This window comes from Streptomyces sp. NPDC002825, assembly GCF_040295385.1.
Taxonomy (GTDB): domain Bacteria; phylum Actinomycetota; class Actinomycetes; order Streptomycetales; family Streptomycetaceae; genus Streptomyces.
Genome location: NZ_JBEOVH010000014.1, coordinates 1 through 17025, shown reverse-complemented (window position 1 = coordinate 17025; position 17025 = coordinate 1). Strand labels below are relative to the sequence as shown.

Genomic DNA, 17025 nt, shown 5'->3' with positions numbered 1-17025 from the left:
TCGGGGCGGGCACGGCGAGCAAGGGCTCCGGGGCGGGCCGGTCACTCCTCCGGCGGGAACACCGGCTCTCCCCCGTCCGCCAGGGTGATCAGGATCGCCTCGACCGGGCAGCCCTCCGCCGCCGCGAGGACGCGTTCACCCGCGTCCGTCTCCGGCTCCACCGGGTGGGACTGGCGGGCCGTGTCGAGCCGGAAGCCGCCGGGCGCGTGGTTGACGCACATCCCGGAGCCGATGCAGACGCTCCGGTCGACCTCGACGTGCCAGCGGTCGCCCATCACGCCCCGCCCTCGTAGCCGCCGGGGAGGTGGATCATCTTGTGCTCCAGGTACTCGCCGAAGCCCTCGGGGCCGAACTCCCGCCCCAGGCCCGAGCTCTTGTAGCCGCCGAACGGGCCGAGCATGTCGAGGCTGAAGGTGTTGACGTTGAAGGTGCCGGTGCGGACCTGGCGGGCGAAGTCGATGCCGTGCTCCACGTCCCCGGTCCACACGCTGCCGCTGAGCCCGAAGTCGGAGTCGTTCGCGATCCGCCGCGCCTCGTCCTCGTCCCCGTACGGCAGGAGACAGATGACCGGGCCGAAGATCTCCTCGCGGGCGATCCGCATGGAGTTGTCGACGTCGCCGAAGAGCGTCGGCTCGACGTACCAGCCGCGTTCCAGCCCGTCCGGGCGGCCGCCGCCGGTGAGCAGCTTCGCGCCCTCCGCCTGGCCGATCCCGATGTAGTCGAGGGAGCGCTGCTGCTGGCGCCGGGCGACGAGCGGGCCGACCTGGGTGGCCGGGTCGAGCGGATCGCCGACGACGAGCGCGCCGGCCGCGGCCGCGAAGGCCTCGGCGATCTCCTCGTACCGCGCGCGGGGCGCGAGGATGCGGGTCTGGGCCACGCACGCCTGCCCGTTGTTCATCCAGGCGGCCGGGACGATCCCGGCGACGGCGGTCTCCAGGTCCGCGTCCGGCAGGATCACGGCGGCGGACTTGCCGCCCAGTTCGAGGGTGACGCGGGTGAGGTTGCGGGAGGCGACCTCCATGACCCGCTTGCCGGCGGCGACCGAGCCGGTGAAGGAGACCTTGTCGACGCCGGGGTGGCCGACGAGGTACTCGCTGACCTCGCGGTCGGCGGGCAGGATCGACAGGACTCCCTCGGGGAGGCCGGCCTCGGCGGCGATCTCACCGAGGATGTACGAGTCGAGGGGCGACTCCGGCGAGGGCTTGAGGATCGCCGTGCAGCCGGCGAGCAGCGCGGGGCCGAGCTTGGCGGCGGCGGTGAACTGCGGCACGTTCCAGGGGACGACGGCCGCGACGACCCCGACGGGCTCGCGCCGTACGAGCAGCGGCCCGAGGACTCCGCCGCGCCGCTCCTCGTACGGGAAGTCCCGGGCGACGGTGATCGCCGCGTCCCAGACCATCATCGCGCCGAGCGCCTGGGCGAGGACGGACCAGGAGTACGGGGAGCCGTTCTGCGCGCTGATGGAGCGGCCGATCTCCTCGTACCGGACGGCGATCGCGTCCTTGATGCGGGTGACGACGGCGATCCGCTCCTCGACGGTCATCCGGGGCCAGGGACCGTGGTCGAAGGCGGCGCGGGCGGCGGCGACTGCCCGGTCGACATCGGCCTCGGAGGCGTGCGGGACCCGGCCGATGACCTGCTCGGTGTGCGGGGAGATCACCTCGATGACCCCGTCGCCGAGGGGATCGGTCAACTCCCCGCCGATGAACAGCTTTCCGTGCTCCACAAGCTCGGTCATGAGCGCTGCCTCCCGAGGAGATGCGATTACCTGCCGACGTCGCCGACGATGTTTTCTGACGATGCTTCAGAACTGATACCAGTTCTAGTTATGGTGGGCAATGGTCGTACCGGTACGCAGAGACGAGGACGCTCATGACCCAGGTGACCGAGCACGGCGGTGGCGTCTGGTCCCTGCGGGTGCCCATCCCGGACAACCCGCTGGGCCACACCCTGGTCCACGTCCTCGACACCGGCCGCGGGCCGGTCCTCGTCGACACCGGCTGGGACGACCCGGACTCCTGGGACGAACTCGTCGGCGGGCTCGACGCGTTGGGACTCTCCGTCCGGGAGATCCACGGGGTCGTCATCACCCACCACCACCCCGACCACCACGGCCTCTCCGGCCGGGTCCGGGAGGAGTCCGGGGCCTGGATCGCCATGCACGCCGCCGACACGGCCGTCGTCCGCCGCACCCGGGAGTCCGAACCCGGCACCTGGTTCGACTACCTCGCCCGCAAGCTCGCCACCGTCGGCGCCCCCGAGGACCACATCGCCCCGCTGCGCGCCGCGCGCGCCGCCGGCCGGATGCGGACGCTCCCCGGCCTCCGCTCGGCCCTCCCCGACCGCGAGATCGTCCCCGGCGAACTCCTCGACCTGGCCGGCCGCCGCCTCCGCGCGATCTGGACGCCCGGCCACACCCCCGGGCACGTCTGCCTCCACCTGGAGGAGGAGCACCCCTCCCGGCTCCCCGGCCACGGCCGGCTCTTCTCCGGTGACCACCTGCTGCCCGGGATCTCCCCGCACATCGGGCTGTACGAGGACCCGGACGACTCCACGGCGACCGACCCCCTCGGCGACTACCTGGACTCCCTCGAACGCATCGGCCGCCTCGGCGTCGCCGAGGTCCTCCCCGCCCACCAGTACGCCTTCACCGACGCCGCGGGCCGGGTCCGCGAACTCCTCGACCACCACGAGGAACGCCTCACCGGCCTCCTCTCCCTCCTCGCCGACCCCCTCACCCCCTGGCAGCTCGCCGAGCGCATGGAGTGGAACCGCCCCTGGGAGCAGATCCCCTACGGCTCCCGCAACATCGCCGTCAGCGAGGCCGAGGCCCACCTCCGCCGCCTGGTGAAGCTCGGCCGCGCGGAGCCCGTGGCGGGCACGGACCCGGTCACGTACATCGCGGTCCGAGACGTCAGGCCCTGAACAGGCGGGCGAGCGACATGATCAGGACCAGCGGGGAGATGCCACCAGTCGTTCATCGCCCACTGGTAGGGGCCCTGCGCCTGGTCGGAGAGCGAGGGGTACGCCGCGGCCCGGCTCAGGAGGTCGACCCCGCCGACGAGGAAGGCCACCATCGGCGCCAGGTAGAACAGCCCGAAGAGCGGCCTGCCCAGGCCCGAGGTCAGCACCCGCACGGCACGCTCCCGCGCGGACGGGACGCCGGTCGAGGCGGCGCGTGCCCGTGCTCCGGAGGCGGCCGGTCCGCGACCGGCGGCACGGGGCGGGGGCAGAACGGCGGTGGGGCGCGGCGGAGGGAGGACGGTGGTGGCGGGCGTCGGGCCAGTGCTCCTACCCGTACCCGTACTGACGCTTGTCGGGGCTGGCTCGGGCTCGAACTCCGCCTCCGCGTTGAGCAGCTCCTCCGCCTTCTGCGCGATGGCCGCGACCACCGGCGCGGGCAGCCAGCTCCCCGACTCCTCACAGTGGGCGTCCGCCGTCGCCGCGAGCTCGGCCACCGGCGGCCGGTCCTCCGGCCGCTTGGCGAGGCAGCGCCGTGCGAGCTCCGCGAACGGTCCCTCGACCCCGGCGAGGTCCGGCTCGTGGTGGACGAGCCGGTAGAGCAGCTCCGCCACCGAGCCGCCGCCGAAGGGCCCGCGCCCGGTCGCCGCGAACGCCAGGACCGCGCCGAGCGAGAAGAGGTCCGCCGCGGGCCCGACCGTCCGCCCCTCCGCCTGCTCCGGCGACATGAAGCCGGGCGAACCGACGACCAGTCCCGTCCCCGTCGGGGCCGTCTCGTCGGCGGAGCGGGCGATGCCGAAGTCGATGAGCAGGGGTCCGGACGGGGAGAGCAGCACGTTCGACGGTTTGACGTCCCGGTGCACCAGCCCCGCGCGGTGCACGCCGTCGAGGGCGTGCGCGAGGCCGGAGAGCAGCCGCCAGAGGGCCGGTTCGGGGAGCGGCCCGTGGGCGAGGACCGCGTCGGAGAGCGCGGGACCCGGCACGTAGGCGGTGGCCAGCCAGGGCACCTCCGCGTCCGGTTCGGCGTCGAGGACCGGGACGGTGCCGGCGCCGCGTAACGACTGGGCGGCCCGCACCTCGCGGGCGAAGCGCGTGCGGAACCCCGGATCGCCGGCGAGCGCGCCGTGCACCACCTTGAGCGCGACCGTCCGGCCGCCCCGCGAACGGCCCAGGTAGACGCGGCCCATGCCGCCCTCCCCCAGCCGGCAGAGGAGCCGGTAGGGACCGACCGCCCGCGGGTCGCCCTCGGTCAACGCCCGCATTCCGCACCCCCGTGAAGACGCCGTCGTCATGCTCTCGTGGCGGCGCCGGCATGGCACAGCGATCGGCTCCCCGGCAGGCCGCTCCCACAGCCGGTGTGAGGCGCCTCGCACCCCCGGGGCGGCGGACGTACGGGCCGGTAGAGTGAGCGGGTCGTCATCATGCCCGTACGGGGGGAAGCCGGTGAAAATCCGGCACTGACCGCGCAGCCGTGAGCCGCCCCTCGGGGCGGTGAGTCGGAATGCCCCGCCCGGGACGTGACCGCCGGCACCGTCGAGGAATACGGAGCCGGAGCCTGGTGCCCCCGAGGCGTGCCGGTGCCCGGCCGCAGGAGAGGGCCCCATGAACACCGTCCGCCGCGGCGCCGCCGCGCTCGCCGCCGCCGCAGTCGTGCTCGGCACCGCAGCAGCCGTCCCGGCCGCCGCCGCGCCGTCCCCGACCCCCTCGACCGGCACCCTCCCGCCCGGCCTGTACGGCACGAAGGACCCGACGTACGACGGTGTGTGGCGTCAGTCGCTCGCCTTCCTCGCCCAGCGCGGCGCCGGCTACCAGCCCGCCGACCAGTCGGTGAGCTGGCTGCTCGGCCAGCAGTGCGACGACGGTTCCTTCGCCTCGTACCGCGCGGACGTGTCGGAGCCGTGCGACGCGAAGACGATGCGGGACACCAACGCCACCGCCGTCGCCCTGCAGGCGCTCCGCGCCGTGCGCCGCCAGTCCGCGGCCCCCGCGGCGATCGACAAGGCCGTGAAGGCCGGCACCGACTGGCTGCGGACCGTGCAGAACAAGGACGGCGGCTGGGGCTACGGCGTGGGCGGCCCGAGCGACGCCAACTCCACCTCGGTCGTGATCGGCGCGCTCGCCGCGACCGGCGTGAAGCCCGTCTCGTTCACCTCCGCCGAGGGCCACACCCCGTACGACGCGCTGCTCACCTTCGCCCTGCCCTGCTCGTCCAAGGACGGCGCCGGGGCGTTCGCGTACCAGCCGGACAAGACCGGCAAGCTCCTCGCCAACGCCGACGCCACCGCGGCGGCCACCCTCGCCGGGCTCGGCAAGAGCATCGTCGCCACGAAGGCCTCCCCCGAGCAGCCGCCGGTGTGCAACGACCTGTCGAAGCCGACCGTCGAGCGGGCCGCCCTGAACGGCGCCTCCTACCTGGCGAAGTCCCTCGCGAAGACCGGCCACCTGACCCTGCCGCCGATGCCGGGCGCCACCGACACCACCGAGCAGCCCGACGTCGGCAACACCGCCGACGCGGTCGTCGCGCTCGCCGCCGCCGGTGCCGCGAAGGAGGCCGAGCCGGCCCTGGCGTGGCTGGAGAAGAACTCGGCCGCGTGGGCGAAGGAGGGCGGCCCGGCCGCGTACGCGCAGCTGATCCTGGCGGCCCGCGCGACGGACACCGACCCGCGCGAGTTCGGCACGGTGGACCTGGTCGAGCAGCTCAACGCCACCGGCCCGGCGCCCAAGACCCCGGACACCTCCGCCGCCTCCACGAGCAACGACGAGTCCGGCTTCGACGTCTGGTGGATCATCGGCATCGGCACGGTCGTCGGCGTCGGCATCGGCTTCCTCGTGAGCGGCCGCAAGAAGTGAGGCGCATGCGGACGACGGCCGGGGCGCGTGCGCGGGCGAAGGCCGTGGCCGCGACGGCCGGGGCGCGTGCGCGGGCGAAGGCCGTGGCCGCGACGGCCGGGGCGCTGCTCACCCTGACCGCCGTCGCGGCGGCTCCGGCGCAGGCGGCCGGCTACCGCTACTGGTCGTTCTGGGAGAGCGCCGACGGCAAGCCGTGGGCGTACGCCACGCAGGGCCCGGCGACCGCCCGGCCCGCCGACGGCGACGCGCTCGGCTTCCGCTTCGCGGTCAGCAACGGCACCGACGACACCTCCCGGCCCTCCGTCGCCCCCGACTTCGCGGGGATCTGCGAGGGCGTGGAGAAGAAGGACGGTACGAAGCGGATCGCGGTCGTCGTGGACTTCGGCGGCCCGGCGGACGCACCCCCCGGGGAGACCCCGCCGCGGAAGCCCGTCGAGGTCGGCTGCGCGGAGGTCCGCGAGGACGCGACGGGCGCGGAGGCGCTGGCCGCGGTGGCGAAGCCGCTGCGGTACGACAGCGCGGCGATGCTGTGCGGGATCGCGGGGTACCCGGCGAAGGGCTGCGGCGAGCAGGTCGAGGAGAAGCCGACGGCCTCGGCCGCTCCGGCGCCGACCGCTCGGGATTCCGACGGCGGCGGTCCGTCCTTCGGCGTGCTCGCGGGCGGGGCGGCGGTCCTGGCCCTGGGCGGGGCGGCGATCTGGAAGGCCCGCCGGCGCGGATGAGTACGGCCCGGAGCGTGTTCACGGCGTCGGCCCGCAGCGTCATCACGGCCCCCGAGGCGAGCCGGGCCAACGCCCTGCACGCGGGGGCGTGGTGGCTGTGGGCGCTCGGCCTGGCCGTCGCCGCGTCCCGGACGACGAACCCGCTGCTGCTCGGACTCCTGGTCGCGGTGGCGGGATACGTGGTGGCGGCGCGGCGCACGGACGCGCCCTGGGCCCGCTCGTACGGCGCGTTCGTGAAGCTGGGCCTGTTCGTCGTGGCGCTGAGAGTCGTCTTCTCCCTGGTCCTCGGCTCCCCGATCCCGGGTGAGCACGAGCTGTTCACCCTCCCCGAGGTGCCGCTGCCGGACTGGGCGCAGGGGGTACGGATCGGGGGCCGGGTGACGGCCGAGCAGCTGGTGTTCGCGCTGTACGACGGCGCGAAGCTGGCGACCCTGCTGATCTGCGTCGGCGCGGCGAACGCGCTGGCGAACCCGGCGCGGCTGCTGAAGTCGCTGCCGGGGGCGCTGTACGAGGCCGGGGTCGCCGTCGTCGTGGCGATGACCTTCGCGCCGAACATGGTCGCGGACGTGGTCCGGCTGCGGACCGCCCGCCGGCTGCGGGGCCGGCCCACGGGCGGGGTGCGGGCGGTGCTCCAGATCGGCCTGCCGGTCCTGGAGGGGGCGCTGGAGCGTTCGATCGCGGTGGCGGCGTCGATGGACGCGCGGGGCTACGGCCGGACGGCCCAGGTCCCGGCGGCGGTACGGCGCACCACGAACGTCCTGACCCTGGGCGGCCTCCTGGGCATCTGCGCGGGCTCCTACGGACTGCTTGCGGCGGAGGGCGCGGGCTACGGGCTTCCGCTCCTCGCCGCGGGGCTGCTCGCCGCGACGGCCGGGCTCCGGCTCGGCGGCCGCAGGACGGTCCGCACGCGCTACCGCCCCGACCGCTGGGGAGCGCGGGCCTGGCTGGTCGCGGGCTCCGGGGTGGCGGTCGCGGTCCTGATGATCCGGGCGAACGCGTACGCCCCGGAGGCGCTGCACCCGGGGGTGGTCCCCCTGGAGGCGCCGGAGCTGCCGGTGTGGCCGGCGGTGTCGGTCCTGGTGGGTCTGATCCCGGCGTTCGTGGCGCCGAAACCCAAGGAGTTCGTGTGATCCGCTTCGACGACGTCTCGGTGCGCTACGAGGAGGACGCGGAGCCGACCCTGCGGAACGTGAACCTCACGGTCCCCGAGGGCGAGCTCGTGCTGCTCGTGGGCCCGTCGGGCGTGGGCAAATCGACCCTCCTGGGCGCGGTGTCGGGCCTCGTCCCCCACTTCACGGGCGGCACCCTGACCGGGCGGGTGACGGTCGACGGCCGCGACACCCGCACGCATCCGCCGCGGGAGCTGGCGGACCTGGTGGGGACGGTGGGGCAGGATCCGTCGGCGCACTTCGTCACGGACACGGTGGAGGACGAGCTCGCGTACGGCATGGAGTCCCTGGGCCTGGCGCCGGGCGTCATGCGCCGGCGGGTGGAGGAGACGCTGGACCTCCTGGGCCTGGCGGAACTCCGCGACCGCCCGATCGCGACGCTTTCCGGCGGACAGCGCCAGCGGGTCGCGATCGGCTCGGTCCTGACCCCGCACCCCAAGGTCCTCGTCCTCGACGAACCGACGTCCGCGCTGGACCCGTCGGCGGCGGAGGAGGTCCTGGCGGTCCTGCAGCGCCTGGTCCACGACCTGGGCACGACGGTCCTCCTGGCGGAACACCGCCTGGAACGAGTGGTCCAGTACGCGGACCAGGTCCTGCTCCTGCCGGACGCGGTGATGGGCCCGCCTGCGGAGATCATGTCCGTCTCGCCGGTGCACCCGCCGGTGGTGGCACTGGGACGGCTCGCGGGCTGGGACCCGCTGGCGCTGACGGTGCGGGACGCGCGGCGGAGGTCGGCGGAGTTGAAGACCCGGCTGGAGGGCCGGGTCCCGGCGGGGCTCGTTCCCCACCCCGCGGCGTCCGAGGACCGGGGGGCAGATCCGGCCCCGCCGGCGTTGGAGGCGCGGGGGTCCGGGGGCGGAGCCCCGGGTGTCGGGAAGGGGAGGAGTGGGGGCATCCTCCCGTTCCTACGGCGCCGCACCCACCCCACCGCCCCCACCCACGCCCTCCTCACCGTCACCGCCCTCGGAGTACGACGCGCCCGCGTAGAAGCCCTCCGCCACATCGACCTCCACGTCGCCCCCGGCGAGACCGTCGCGCTCATGGGCCGCAACGGTGCCGGGAAGTCCACCCTGCTCTCCACGCTCGTGGGCCTGATCGAGCCGACGACCGGCACCGTCAGCGTCGCCGGCCGCGCCCCGCACAGCACCGCGCCCCGCGAGCTGATCCGCCAGGTCGGCCTGGTCCCGCAGGAGCCGAGGGACCTCCTGTACGCGGACACCGTCGCCGCCGAGTGCACGGCGGCCGACGCGGACGCGGGCGCGACGGAAGGGACCTGCCGGGCTCTGGTGGAGGCCCTGCTGCCGGGCGTCGCGGACGACACCCACCCCCGCGACCTGTCCGAGGGCCAGCGGCTCGCCCTCGCGCTGGCCGTGGTCCTGACCGGCCGCCCCCCGCTGCTCCTGCTGGACGAGCCGACCCGCGGCCTGGACTACGCGGCGAAGGCCCGTCTGGTCGCCCATCTGCGGACCCTCGCGGCGGACGGCCACGCGATCGTGCTGGCCACGCACGACGTGGAGCTCGCGGCCGAGCTGGCGCACCGGGTGGTGATCATCGCGGACGGCGAGATCGTCGCGGACGGCCCGACGGCCGAGGTCGTCGTGTCCTCGCCCGCGTTCTCGCCGCAGGTGGCGAAGATCCTGGCCCCGCAGCCATGGCTCACGGTCGAACAGGTGGAGGCCGCGCTGTGAAGGCCGCCCGTCCCGTACGCCTCGGGCCCCGCTCGGTCGCCGCACTCGTCCTGGTCTCCCTCGTGGGGATCCTCGCCTTCTGCTGGCCCCTCTTCGCGGACGCCGGCTCCGCCGTGACCTCGCACGCCGGAGACGCGCCGTGGCTGTTCGCGGCGCTGCTCCCGCTCCTCGTCGCGGTGGTGGTGGCGACGATCGCGGACTGCGGCATGGACGCGAAGGCGGTGGCGATGCTGGGCGTGCTCGCCGCGGTGGGCGCGGCGCTGCGCCCGCTGGGGGCGGGGACGGCCGGTCTGGAGCCGATGTTCTTCCTGATGGTGCTGAGCGGCCGGGTCCTCGGCCCGGGCTTCGGCTTCGTCCTGGGGTCGGTGACGATGTTCGCCTCGGCCCTGCTCACGGGCGGGGTGGGTCCCTGGATGCCGTTCCAGATGCTGTCGATGGGCTGGTTCACGATGGGCGCCGGGCTGCTGCCTGCCCCGGACCGGCTCAGGGGCCGGGCCGAGCTGCTGATGCTGTCCGTGTACGGATTCCTGGCGGCGTTCGCGTACGGAACGGTCATGAACCTCCAGGGCTGGGTCCTGCTCCAGGGCCTGAGCAGCGGAGTCTCCTTCGTGCCGGGCGCCCCGCTTCCCGAGAACCTGGTCCGTTTCCTCGCCTACGTCCTCGCCACCTCCCTCGGCTGGGACCTCGGGCGCGCCGTCCTCACCGTCGTCCTCACCCTCACCGTCGGCGGCACGCTTCTGCGGGCGCTGCGGCGGGCCACGAGGCGGGCGAACTTCGAGGCCCAGGTCACATTCGAGGGCCCGGAAGGGCCCTCTCCGAGTGAGGCGCCCCATAGGACCTACGTCACGTACGAAACGAAATAGTAGACCGGCACACCACCCCAAATCCCCCCACACCCCCGCATGACCTGCGGAAACACCGCACAGCCACCCACCCCCGGAAGCCCGTCGGGTCCGAACCTCCCTCGTACAGGGGGTCATTGCATCGGCGTTCCGGCCCTGCTTCTCTGGTGGACGTCGCCAGGCAGCCGGTGCTCATCGCAGCGCCACGGACGGCCGGTTCCCCCCAGTTCCCGGGTCTCCCGGGCTCTGGTTCCGGCTTGCCTGAAACGCCTGGCGCAGCCCATGTTCCCGACGTTAGGTCGATACCTTGATCCGCTCGCTCACCACTCGTGTCTCTGCCCGCAACAAGAAGATCGCCGTTTCCGCAGCCGTGCTGCTGGGCGCGTCCGGTGCGGTGCTGGGCACGACGGGCTCGGCTTCGGCCGCCAGCCCGCAGGAGCTCGCTCGTCAGATCGTCCCCGCCTCGCAGTACGCCTCGTTCAGCAAGATCGTCGAGCACGAGTCCGGCTGGAACCCGAGCGCCACCAACTCGTCCAGCGGCGCCTACGGCCTGGTCCAGGCCCTGCCGGGTTCGAAGATGTCCTCGGCCGGTGCCGACTGGAAGACCAACGCCGCCACCCAGATCAAGTGGGGCCTCAACTACATGAACGAGCGCTACGGCTCCCCGAACGCCGCGTGGGCGTTCTGGCAGGCCAACGGCTGGTACTAAGAAGCACCTGCCGCACCGCGCATCCGCAAGGCCCCGCCCTCCTCACGGAGGGGCGGGGCCTGCGGCGTTTTCCGCGTCGCGCGTTTTAGTAGACCGGTCGTCTAGCTTCGTCTAGGGTTCCCGGTACCGGCGGCGGACCCCACCGAACGGTCCCGCCGCGACCGACCCCGGAGGCTGCCCGTGTCCGCGCACCCCACCCTCCCGCCCGGCCGCTTCGGCGACCTCGTCGGGATCCCGCTCCCCGTCGTCCAGGGCCCCTTCGGCGGCGGTCTCTCCTCCGTCGAGCTGGCCGCGGCCGTCTCCGAGGGCGGCGGCCTCGGCTCGTACGGAGCGCACGTCCACACCCCGGAGGAGATCACCGCGCTCGTGGCCGGGCTCCGCGCCGCGACCGGCCGCCCCTTCGCCGTGAACCTCTGGGTGCCGCAGGAGGGCGAGGCCGAGGCCCGGCGCGCCCCGGAGTCCGTCCTGGCCGGGCACGTCGAGCGCCTCCGCCCGTACTACGAGGAGCTGGGGGTACGCGCTCCGAGCGCCGAGGACGTCCGGTCCTGGCCCGACTTCGACGCGCAGCTGGACGCCCTGATCGCGGCCGCGCCGCCGGTGATCAGCCTGGTCATGGGCCTGCCGCCGCGCCGCCTGGTCACGGAGGCCCGGCGGCGCGGGATCGTCGTGGTCGGCACGGCGACGACGGTCGAGGAGGCGGTGGCCCTGGAGGCGGCCGGGGTGGACGCGGTCGTGGCCTCCGGCAGCGACGCGGGCGGCCACCGCGGCGCCTTCCTCCGTCCCGTACGGGAGTCCCTGGTCGGCACCTTCTCGCTGATCCCGCAGGTGGCGGACGCGGTGTCGGTCCCGGTGGTCGCGGCGGGCGGGATCGCCGACGGGCGCGGGGTCGCCGCCGCGCTCGCGCTCGGCGCGGACGCCGTGCAGGTCGGGACCGGGTTCCTGGCCGCGCGCGAGTCGGGGGCGAGCGAGGCGCACCGGCGGATCCTGGGCACGCCGGAGGCCCGGACGACCGTCCTCACCCGCCTGTTCTCGGGGCGCACGGCGCGGGGCATCCCGAACGGCTTCGTCCGGGACATGGCGGCCCACGAGGAGCACGTACCGCCGTATCCCGTACAGAACGCGCTGATGCAGCCGGTGCGGCGGGCGGCGGCGGAGCAGGGCCGGCCCGAGTACGTGAACCTCTGGGCCGGCCAGGCGGCGGCCCTGGCGCAGGAGCCGTCGGCCGCCGCGTACCTCTCCGCCCTCGTGGAGCAGGCGGCCGGAGCCGCCGGGTGATCGCCGGAACCGTCAAAGCCGCCGAGTGATCGCCAGAGCGGTCGGAGCCGCCGGATGATCGCCGTAACCGCTGGAGCCGTCAGAGCCGCTGGATGATCGTCCCGGTCGCGAGTGCCCCGCCCGCGCACATCGTGATGAGCGCGAACTCCTTGTCGGTGCGTTCCAGTTCGTGCAGGGCGGTGGCGATGAGCCGGGCGCCGGTGGCGCCGACGGGGTGGCCGAGGGCGATGGCGCCCCCGTTGACGTTGACCTTCTCCAGATCCTGGTCGAAGACCTGCGCCCAGCTCAGCACCACCGACGCGAAGGCCTCGTTGATCTCGACGAGGTCGATGTCCTTGAGGGACATCCCGGCCTTCCCGAGCACCGCCCGCGTCGCGTCGATCGGACCGTCGAGGTGGAAGTGGGGGTCGGCACCGACGAGGGCCTGGGCGACGATCCGGGCGCGCGGTTTCAGCTTCAGCGCGCGGGCCATGCGCTTGGACGCCCACATAATGGCGGAGGCGCCGTCGGAGATCTGCGAGGAGTTCCCGGCCGTGTGGATCGCGGTGGGCATGACGGGCTTGAGGCCGGCCAGGCCCTCCATGGTGGTGTCGCGCAGGCCCTCGTCGCGGTCGACGAGCCGCCACATGCCCTGCCCGGCGGCCTGTTCGGCCTCGGTGGTGGGGACCTGGACGGCGAAGGTCTCGCGCTTGAAGCGCTCCTCCGACCAGGCGATCGCGGCCCGTTCCTGGGAGAGCAGGCCGAGGGAGTCGACGCGCTCGCGGGTGAGGCCGCGGCGGCGGGCGATGCGCTCGGCGGCCTCGAACTGGTTGGGCAGGTCGACGTTCCACTCGTCGGGGAAGGGCTTGCCCGGGCCGTGTTTGGAGCCGGAGCCGAGCGGGACGCGGGACATGGCCTCGACGCCGCAGGAGATCCCGATGTCGATGACGCCGGCCGCGACCATGTTGGCGACCATGTGGCTGGCCTGCTGCGAGGAACCGCACTGACAGTCGACGGTGGTGGCGGCCGTCTCGTAGGGCAGACCCATGGTGAGCCAGGCGGTGCGCGCCGGGTTCATGGACTGCTCGCCGGCGTGGGTGACCGTACCGCCGACGATCTGCTCCACGCAGTCGGCGTGGATGCCGGTGCGACCGAGGAGTTCGCGGTAGGTCTCGCCCAGGAGGTAGGCGGGGTGGAGGTTGGCGAGCGCGCCTCCGCGCTTGCCGATGGGGGTGCGTACGGCTTCGACGATGACGGGTTCCGCGGCCATGAGCTCGTCCTCTCCTCGACCGGACGGGGTGTCCCGGCACCCCGGTCGGTCGGCGTCACGGGGGAACTAGTACGCGTTCTAGTTCTGAGTGCAGTCTTATGACTGCTACCGCGGGTACGCAAGGGTCCGGGAGGCAACAGTTCCCGCTCCGCCCCTTGCTACTTGTAGAACTCGTTACTAACTTTCCCGGCAACTTCTGATGGTCCATCAGATATGGAGAGTGTTGCCGATGGCCTGCCCGCATCTCCCCGGAGGACAGCTCCCCGAAGGGCTCCCGGAAGGGCTCCCCGAAGGGTTCGACGCCACCGACCCCGATCTGCTCCGCGACCGCGTCCCCTTCCCGGAGTTCGCCCGGCTGCGGCAGACCGCGCCCGTGTGGTGGTGCCCCCAGCCGGCCGGCGTCACCGGCTTCGCGGACGGCGGGTACTGGGCGGTCACGCGCCACGCGGACGTCAAGTACGTCTCCACCCACCCCGAGCTGTTCTCCTCGAACGAGAACACCGCCGTCATCCGCTTCAACGAGCACATCACCCGGGACCAGATCGAGGTCCAGAAGCTGATCATGCTCAACATGGACCCGCCCGAGCACACCCGGGTCCGCCAGATCGTCCAGCGCGGCTTCACCCCGCGGGCGATCCGGAACCTGGAGACCGCCCTGCGCGAGCGCGCGCAGGCCATCGTCGAGGAGGCGAGGCGCGGCACCGACGCCGACGGCACCTTCGACTTCGTCACCCGGGTCGCCGTCGAACTCCCCCTGCAGGCCATCGCCGAGCTCATCGGCGTCCCCCAGGAGGACCGCTCCCGGATCTTCGACTGGTCGAACAAGATGGTCGCGTACGACGACCCCGAGTACGCCATCACCGAGGAGATCGGCGCCGAGGCCGCCATGGAACTCATCGGCTACTCGATGAACATGGCCGCCGCGCGCAAGGAGTGCCCCGCCAAGGACATCGTGTCGCAGCTCGTCGCGGCCGAGGGCCAGGGCAACCTCTCCTCCGACGAGTTCGGCTTCTTCGTGCTGCTGCTCGCCGTCGCCGGGAACGAGACCACCCGCAACGCCATCAGCCACGGCATGCACGCCTTCCTCACCCACCCCGACCAGTGGGAGCTCTTCAAGCGCGAGCGGCCCGCGACCGCCGCCGAGGAGATCGTGCGCTGGGCGACCCCGGTGGTCTCCTTCCAGCGGACCGCGACCCAGGACACCGAGCTCGGCGGACAGAAGATCCGCAAGGGCGACCGGGTCGGCCTCTTCTACTCCTCCGCCAACAACGACCCCGAGGTCTTCACCGACCCCGAACGCTTCGACATCAGCCGCGACCCCAACCCGCACCTCGGCTTCGGCGGCGGCGGACCGCACTTCTGCCTCGGCAAGTCCCTCGCGATCAAGGAGATCGAGCTGATCTTCAACGCGATCGCCGACACCCTGCCCGACCTCACCCTCGCCGGCGAACCACGCCGGCTGCGGGCGGCCTGGCTGAACGGGGTGAAGGAACTCCGGGTCCGGACGGCGTAGCCCGCACCGGGCCCGGGCTCCCGACCTCGGTCTGAGCCCCCGGCCCGTACGGCACGGCCCGCACCCGGCTCCGGCTCCGGGCCTCGGCCCGTACGGCACGGCCCGCACCCGGCTCCGGCTCCGGCTCCGGCTCCGGCTCCGGGGCTCGGCCTGCGCCGTACGCGCGGAACCGGAATGCGGTCTGCCGCGTCCGACCCGACATGCGGGGGACACAGAGAAACATCCTGACCATCGTCATCGCGCTGCTGGCGCTCCAGCTCGGCTCGCTCGTCGCACCGGCCTACGCCTGCGGCTGCGGCGCGATGATCCCGGACAAGTCCGAGCGCATCGGCGTCGACCGCGAGGAGTCGGCCGTCCGCTGGGACGGCCGCACCGAGACCGTCGTCATGCGCTTCAACGTCCACGGGAACGCCCGGCGGGCGGCCTGGATCATGCCGGTCCCGGGCCGCGCCGACGTCACCCTCGGCGACCCGGCGCTCTTCGACGAGCTCGACCGGCTCACCGAGCCCGAGCAGCGCGACCGCTCCTACTTCTGGCCGCGCGGGGGCGACTGGCCCTTCGACGCCACCAACGGCGACGGAGCCGCCGCCGCCCCGCCCGGCGCGGGCTCCGGCGTGGGCGTCGTCGGCCGCGAGCGGCTCGGCCCCTTCGACGTGGCCCGGCTGACCGCCACCGACCCCGAGGCCCTCGGCGACTGGCTGCGCACCAACGGCTTCGAGCTGCCCGAACGGCTCACGGACGCGCTCCAGCCGTACGTCGAGCGGAAGTGGGAGTACGTCGCGGTGCGCCTCGCGCCGCAGGAGCAGGGCGCGACGCTCTACGGGGAGCTGACCCCGCTGCGGATCCGCTTCGCCTCCCCCGAACTCGTCTACCCCATGCGCCTCTCCCGCCTGGCGCGGACCCCGCAGACGCTCGGCCTGTACGTCCTCGCCGACCACCGGATGGAGCCGCGCTCCCCGATCGGCGGCGACCGCCCCGAGGTGACGTTCGCGGGCCGGATCGAGCGCCCCGAGCACGCGGTGGCCGGCCTGACCGGCGACGCGCCCGTCCATCTGACCGTCCTGGAACAGCACTTCCCCCACCCCGAGCGCATCGACGACGACCACCATCTGCGGACCGTCGCCGACACCCCGTACCGCGAGGTCCAGTACACGGACCGGCTGCTGACGGTCGGCGGCATCCCGGCGTGGCTGCTGACGGTGGGCGGCGGACTGCTGGTCGCGGCACTGGTGGTCGTACGGGTGGCGAGGCGCCGCCCGAGCAGCGTCACAGGTGTACGTTCGACCGCATGACGAACCCTCAGTGGACCGCGGTCGACACCTACTTCGCCGAGACGATCGCCCCGGCGGACGAGGCGCTCACGGCCGCGCTCGCCGACTCCAGGGCGGCCGGCCTGCCGGAGATCGCCGTCGCCCCCAACCAGGGCAAGCTGCTCCATCTGCTCGCGCAGGTGCAGGGCGCGCGGAACATCCTGGAGATCGGCACCCTCGGCGGCTACAGCACGATCTGGCTGGCCCGCGCGCTGCCCGCCGACGGCCGGCTGATCACCCTGGAGTACGAGCCGGCCCACGCGGACGTCGCCCGCGCCAACATCGCCCGCGCCGGCCTCGACAAGCTCGTCGAGGTCCGCACGGGCGCGGCGCTGGACACCCTGCCGCAGCTGGAGACGGAGGGCGCGGGCCCCTTCGACCTGGTCTTCATCGACGCCGACAAGGTCAACAACCCGCGCTATGTGGAGTGGGCGCTGAAGCTCTCGCGTCCGGGCACGGTGATCGTCGTCGACAACGTGGTGCGCAACGGCAGGGTCGCGACGCCGCACCCGGACGACGAGGCGATCACGGGCACGCGCGAGATGTTCGACCTGGTCGCGGCCGAACCCCGGCTGGACGCGACGGCGATCCAGACCGTCGGCACGAAGGGCTACGACGGCCTGCTGCTCGCCCGCGTCACCGGCTAGTGCTCTGACCGCATAGGTTCACCGGGTTCCGTTCTGGTTCGAGCGTTGCGGAGAAGTCGGATGCAGCCGCATCGTGTGTCTGCGAGCATG

14 protein-coding genes, 1 pseudogene and 1 riboswitch are annotated in these 17025 nt (G+C 73.6%); of the genes and pseudogenes, 11 read left to right on the top strand and 4 right to left on the bottom strand.

From position 1 onward, the window contains the following. Positions 1-41: 41 nt before the first annotated feature. Positions 42-275 (bottom strand): ferredoxin, encoded by a 234-nt coding sequence (locus ABT041_RS19320; protein WP_351185925.1) that lies wholly within the window; start codon positions 273-275, stop codon positions 42-44. Then, positions 275-1738, bottom strand: a complete 1464-nt coding sequence (locus ABT041_RS19315; RefSeq protein ID WP_351185923.1) for an aldehyde dehydrogenase — start codon at positions 1736-1738, stop codon at positions 275-277. The genes ABT041_RS19320 and ABT041_RS19315 overlap by 1 nt, the downstream gene beginning before the upstream one ends. A 134-nt stretch (positions 1739-1872) precedes the next feature. Here ABT041_RS19315 and ABT041_RS19310 point away from each other — a divergent pair, with 134 nt between their 5' ends. Beyond that, on the top strand, positions 1873-2925 hold the full coding sequence (locus ABT041_RS19310) for a Strvi_7410 family MBL fold metallo-hydrolase (RefSeq protein WP_351185921.1): 1053 nt from the start codon (positions 1873-1875) through the stop codon (positions 2923-2925). Between the two features lie 530 nt (positions 2926-3455). Here the strand turns inward: ABT041_RS19310 and ABT041_RS19305 are convergent. Then, positions 3456-4223: pseudogene (locus ABT041_RS19305) on the bottom strand (serine/threonine-protein kinase); the annotation flags it as partial. A gap of 171 nt (positions 4224-4394) precedes the next feature. Continuing rightward, positions 4395-4468: riboswitch (cobalamin riboswitch) on the top strand. Between the two features lie 95 nt (positions 4469-4563). Here ABT041_RS19305 and ABT041_RS19300 point away from each other — a divergent pair. From ABT041_RS19300 to ABT041_RS19270, 7 genes are all read left to right on the top strand, one after another. Continuing rightward, complete coding sequence (locus ABT041_RS19300) at positions 4564-5811, top strand: SCO2321 family membrane protein (RefSeq protein WP_351185918.1); 1248 nt, start codon at positions 4564-4566, stop codon at positions 5809-5811. 5 nt (positions 5812-5816) lie between these two features. Continuing rightward, a complete protein-coding gene (locus tag ABT041_RS19295) occupies positions 5817-6533 on the top strand; it encodes an SCO2322 family protein (protein ID WP_351185915.1) in 717 nt (238 codons plus the stop codon). Continuing rightward, positions 6530-7663 carry an energy-coupling factor transporter transmembrane component T gene (locus tag ABT041_RS19290; protein WP_351185912.1) on the top strand — a complete coding sequence of 378 codons (1134 nt, stop codon included), beginning with the start codon at positions 6530-6532 and terminating at the stop codon, positions 7661-7663. Before ABT041_RS19295 ends, ABT041_RS19290 begins: the two co-directional genes overlap by 4 nt. Then, positions 7660-9390, top strand: a complete 1731-nt coding sequence (locus ABT041_RS19285; protein WP_351185909.1) for an ABC transporter ATP-binding protein — start codon at positions 7660-7662, stop codon at positions 9388-9390. The genes ABT041_RS19290 and ABT041_RS19285 overlap by 4 nt, the downstream gene beginning before the upstream one ends. Beyond that, complete coding sequence (locus ABT041_RS19280; protein WP_351185907.1) at positions 9354-10253, top strand: ECF transporter S component; 900 nt, start codon at positions 9354-9356, stop codon at positions 10251-10253. The genes ABT041_RS19285 and ABT041_RS19280 overlap by 37 nt, the downstream gene beginning before the upstream one ends. A gap of 286 nt (positions 10254-10539) precedes the next feature. Next, on the top strand, positions 10540-10941 hold the full coding sequence (locus ABT041_RS19275; protein WP_351185904.1) for an aggregation-promoting factor C-terminal-like domain-containing protein: 402 nt from the start codon (positions 10540-10542) through the stop codon (positions 10939-10941). 180 nt (positions 10942-11121) lie between these two features. After that, entirely contained in the window at positions 11122-12216 is a 1095-nt protein-coding gene (locus tag ABT041_RS19270; protein ID WP_351185901.1) for an NAD(P)H-dependent flavin oxidoreductase, read from the top strand. Positions 12217-12295: 79 nt separating this feature from the next. Here the strand turns inward: ABT041_RS19270 and ABT041_RS19265 are convergent, their stop codons facing one another. Then, entirely contained in the window at positions 12296-13465 is a 1170-nt protein-coding gene (locus tag ABT041_RS19265) for a steroid 3-ketoacyl-CoA thiolase (RefSeq protein ID WP_351185898.1), read from the bottom strand. Positions 13466-13694: 229 nt separating this feature from the next. Here ABT041_RS19265 and ABT041_RS19260 point away from each other — a divergent pair, with 229 nt between their 5' ends. From ABT041_RS19260 to ABT041_RS19250, 3 genes are all read left to right on the top strand, one after another. Continuing rightward, positions 13695-14978, top strand: a complete 1284-nt coding sequence (locus ABT041_RS19260; RefSeq protein ID WP_351185895.1) for a cytochrome P450 — start codon at positions 13695-13697, stop codon at positions 14976-14978. 200 nt (positions 14979-15178) lie between these two features. Then, positions 15179-16270 carry a DUF2330 domain-containing protein gene (locus tag ABT041_RS19255; RefSeq protein WP_351185892.1) on the top strand — a complete coding sequence of 364 codons (1092 nt, stop codon included), beginning with the start codon at positions 15179-15181 and terminating at the stop codon, positions 16268-16270. Then, positions 16267-16935, top strand: coding sequence for an O-methyltransferase (locus tag ABT041_RS19250; protein WP_351185889.1), 669 nt, complete (start codon positions 16267-16269; stop codon positions 16933-16935). The genes ABT041_RS19255 and ABT041_RS19250 overlap by 4 nt, the downstream gene beginning before the upstream one ends. Positions 16936-17025: the final 90 nt, after the last annotated feature.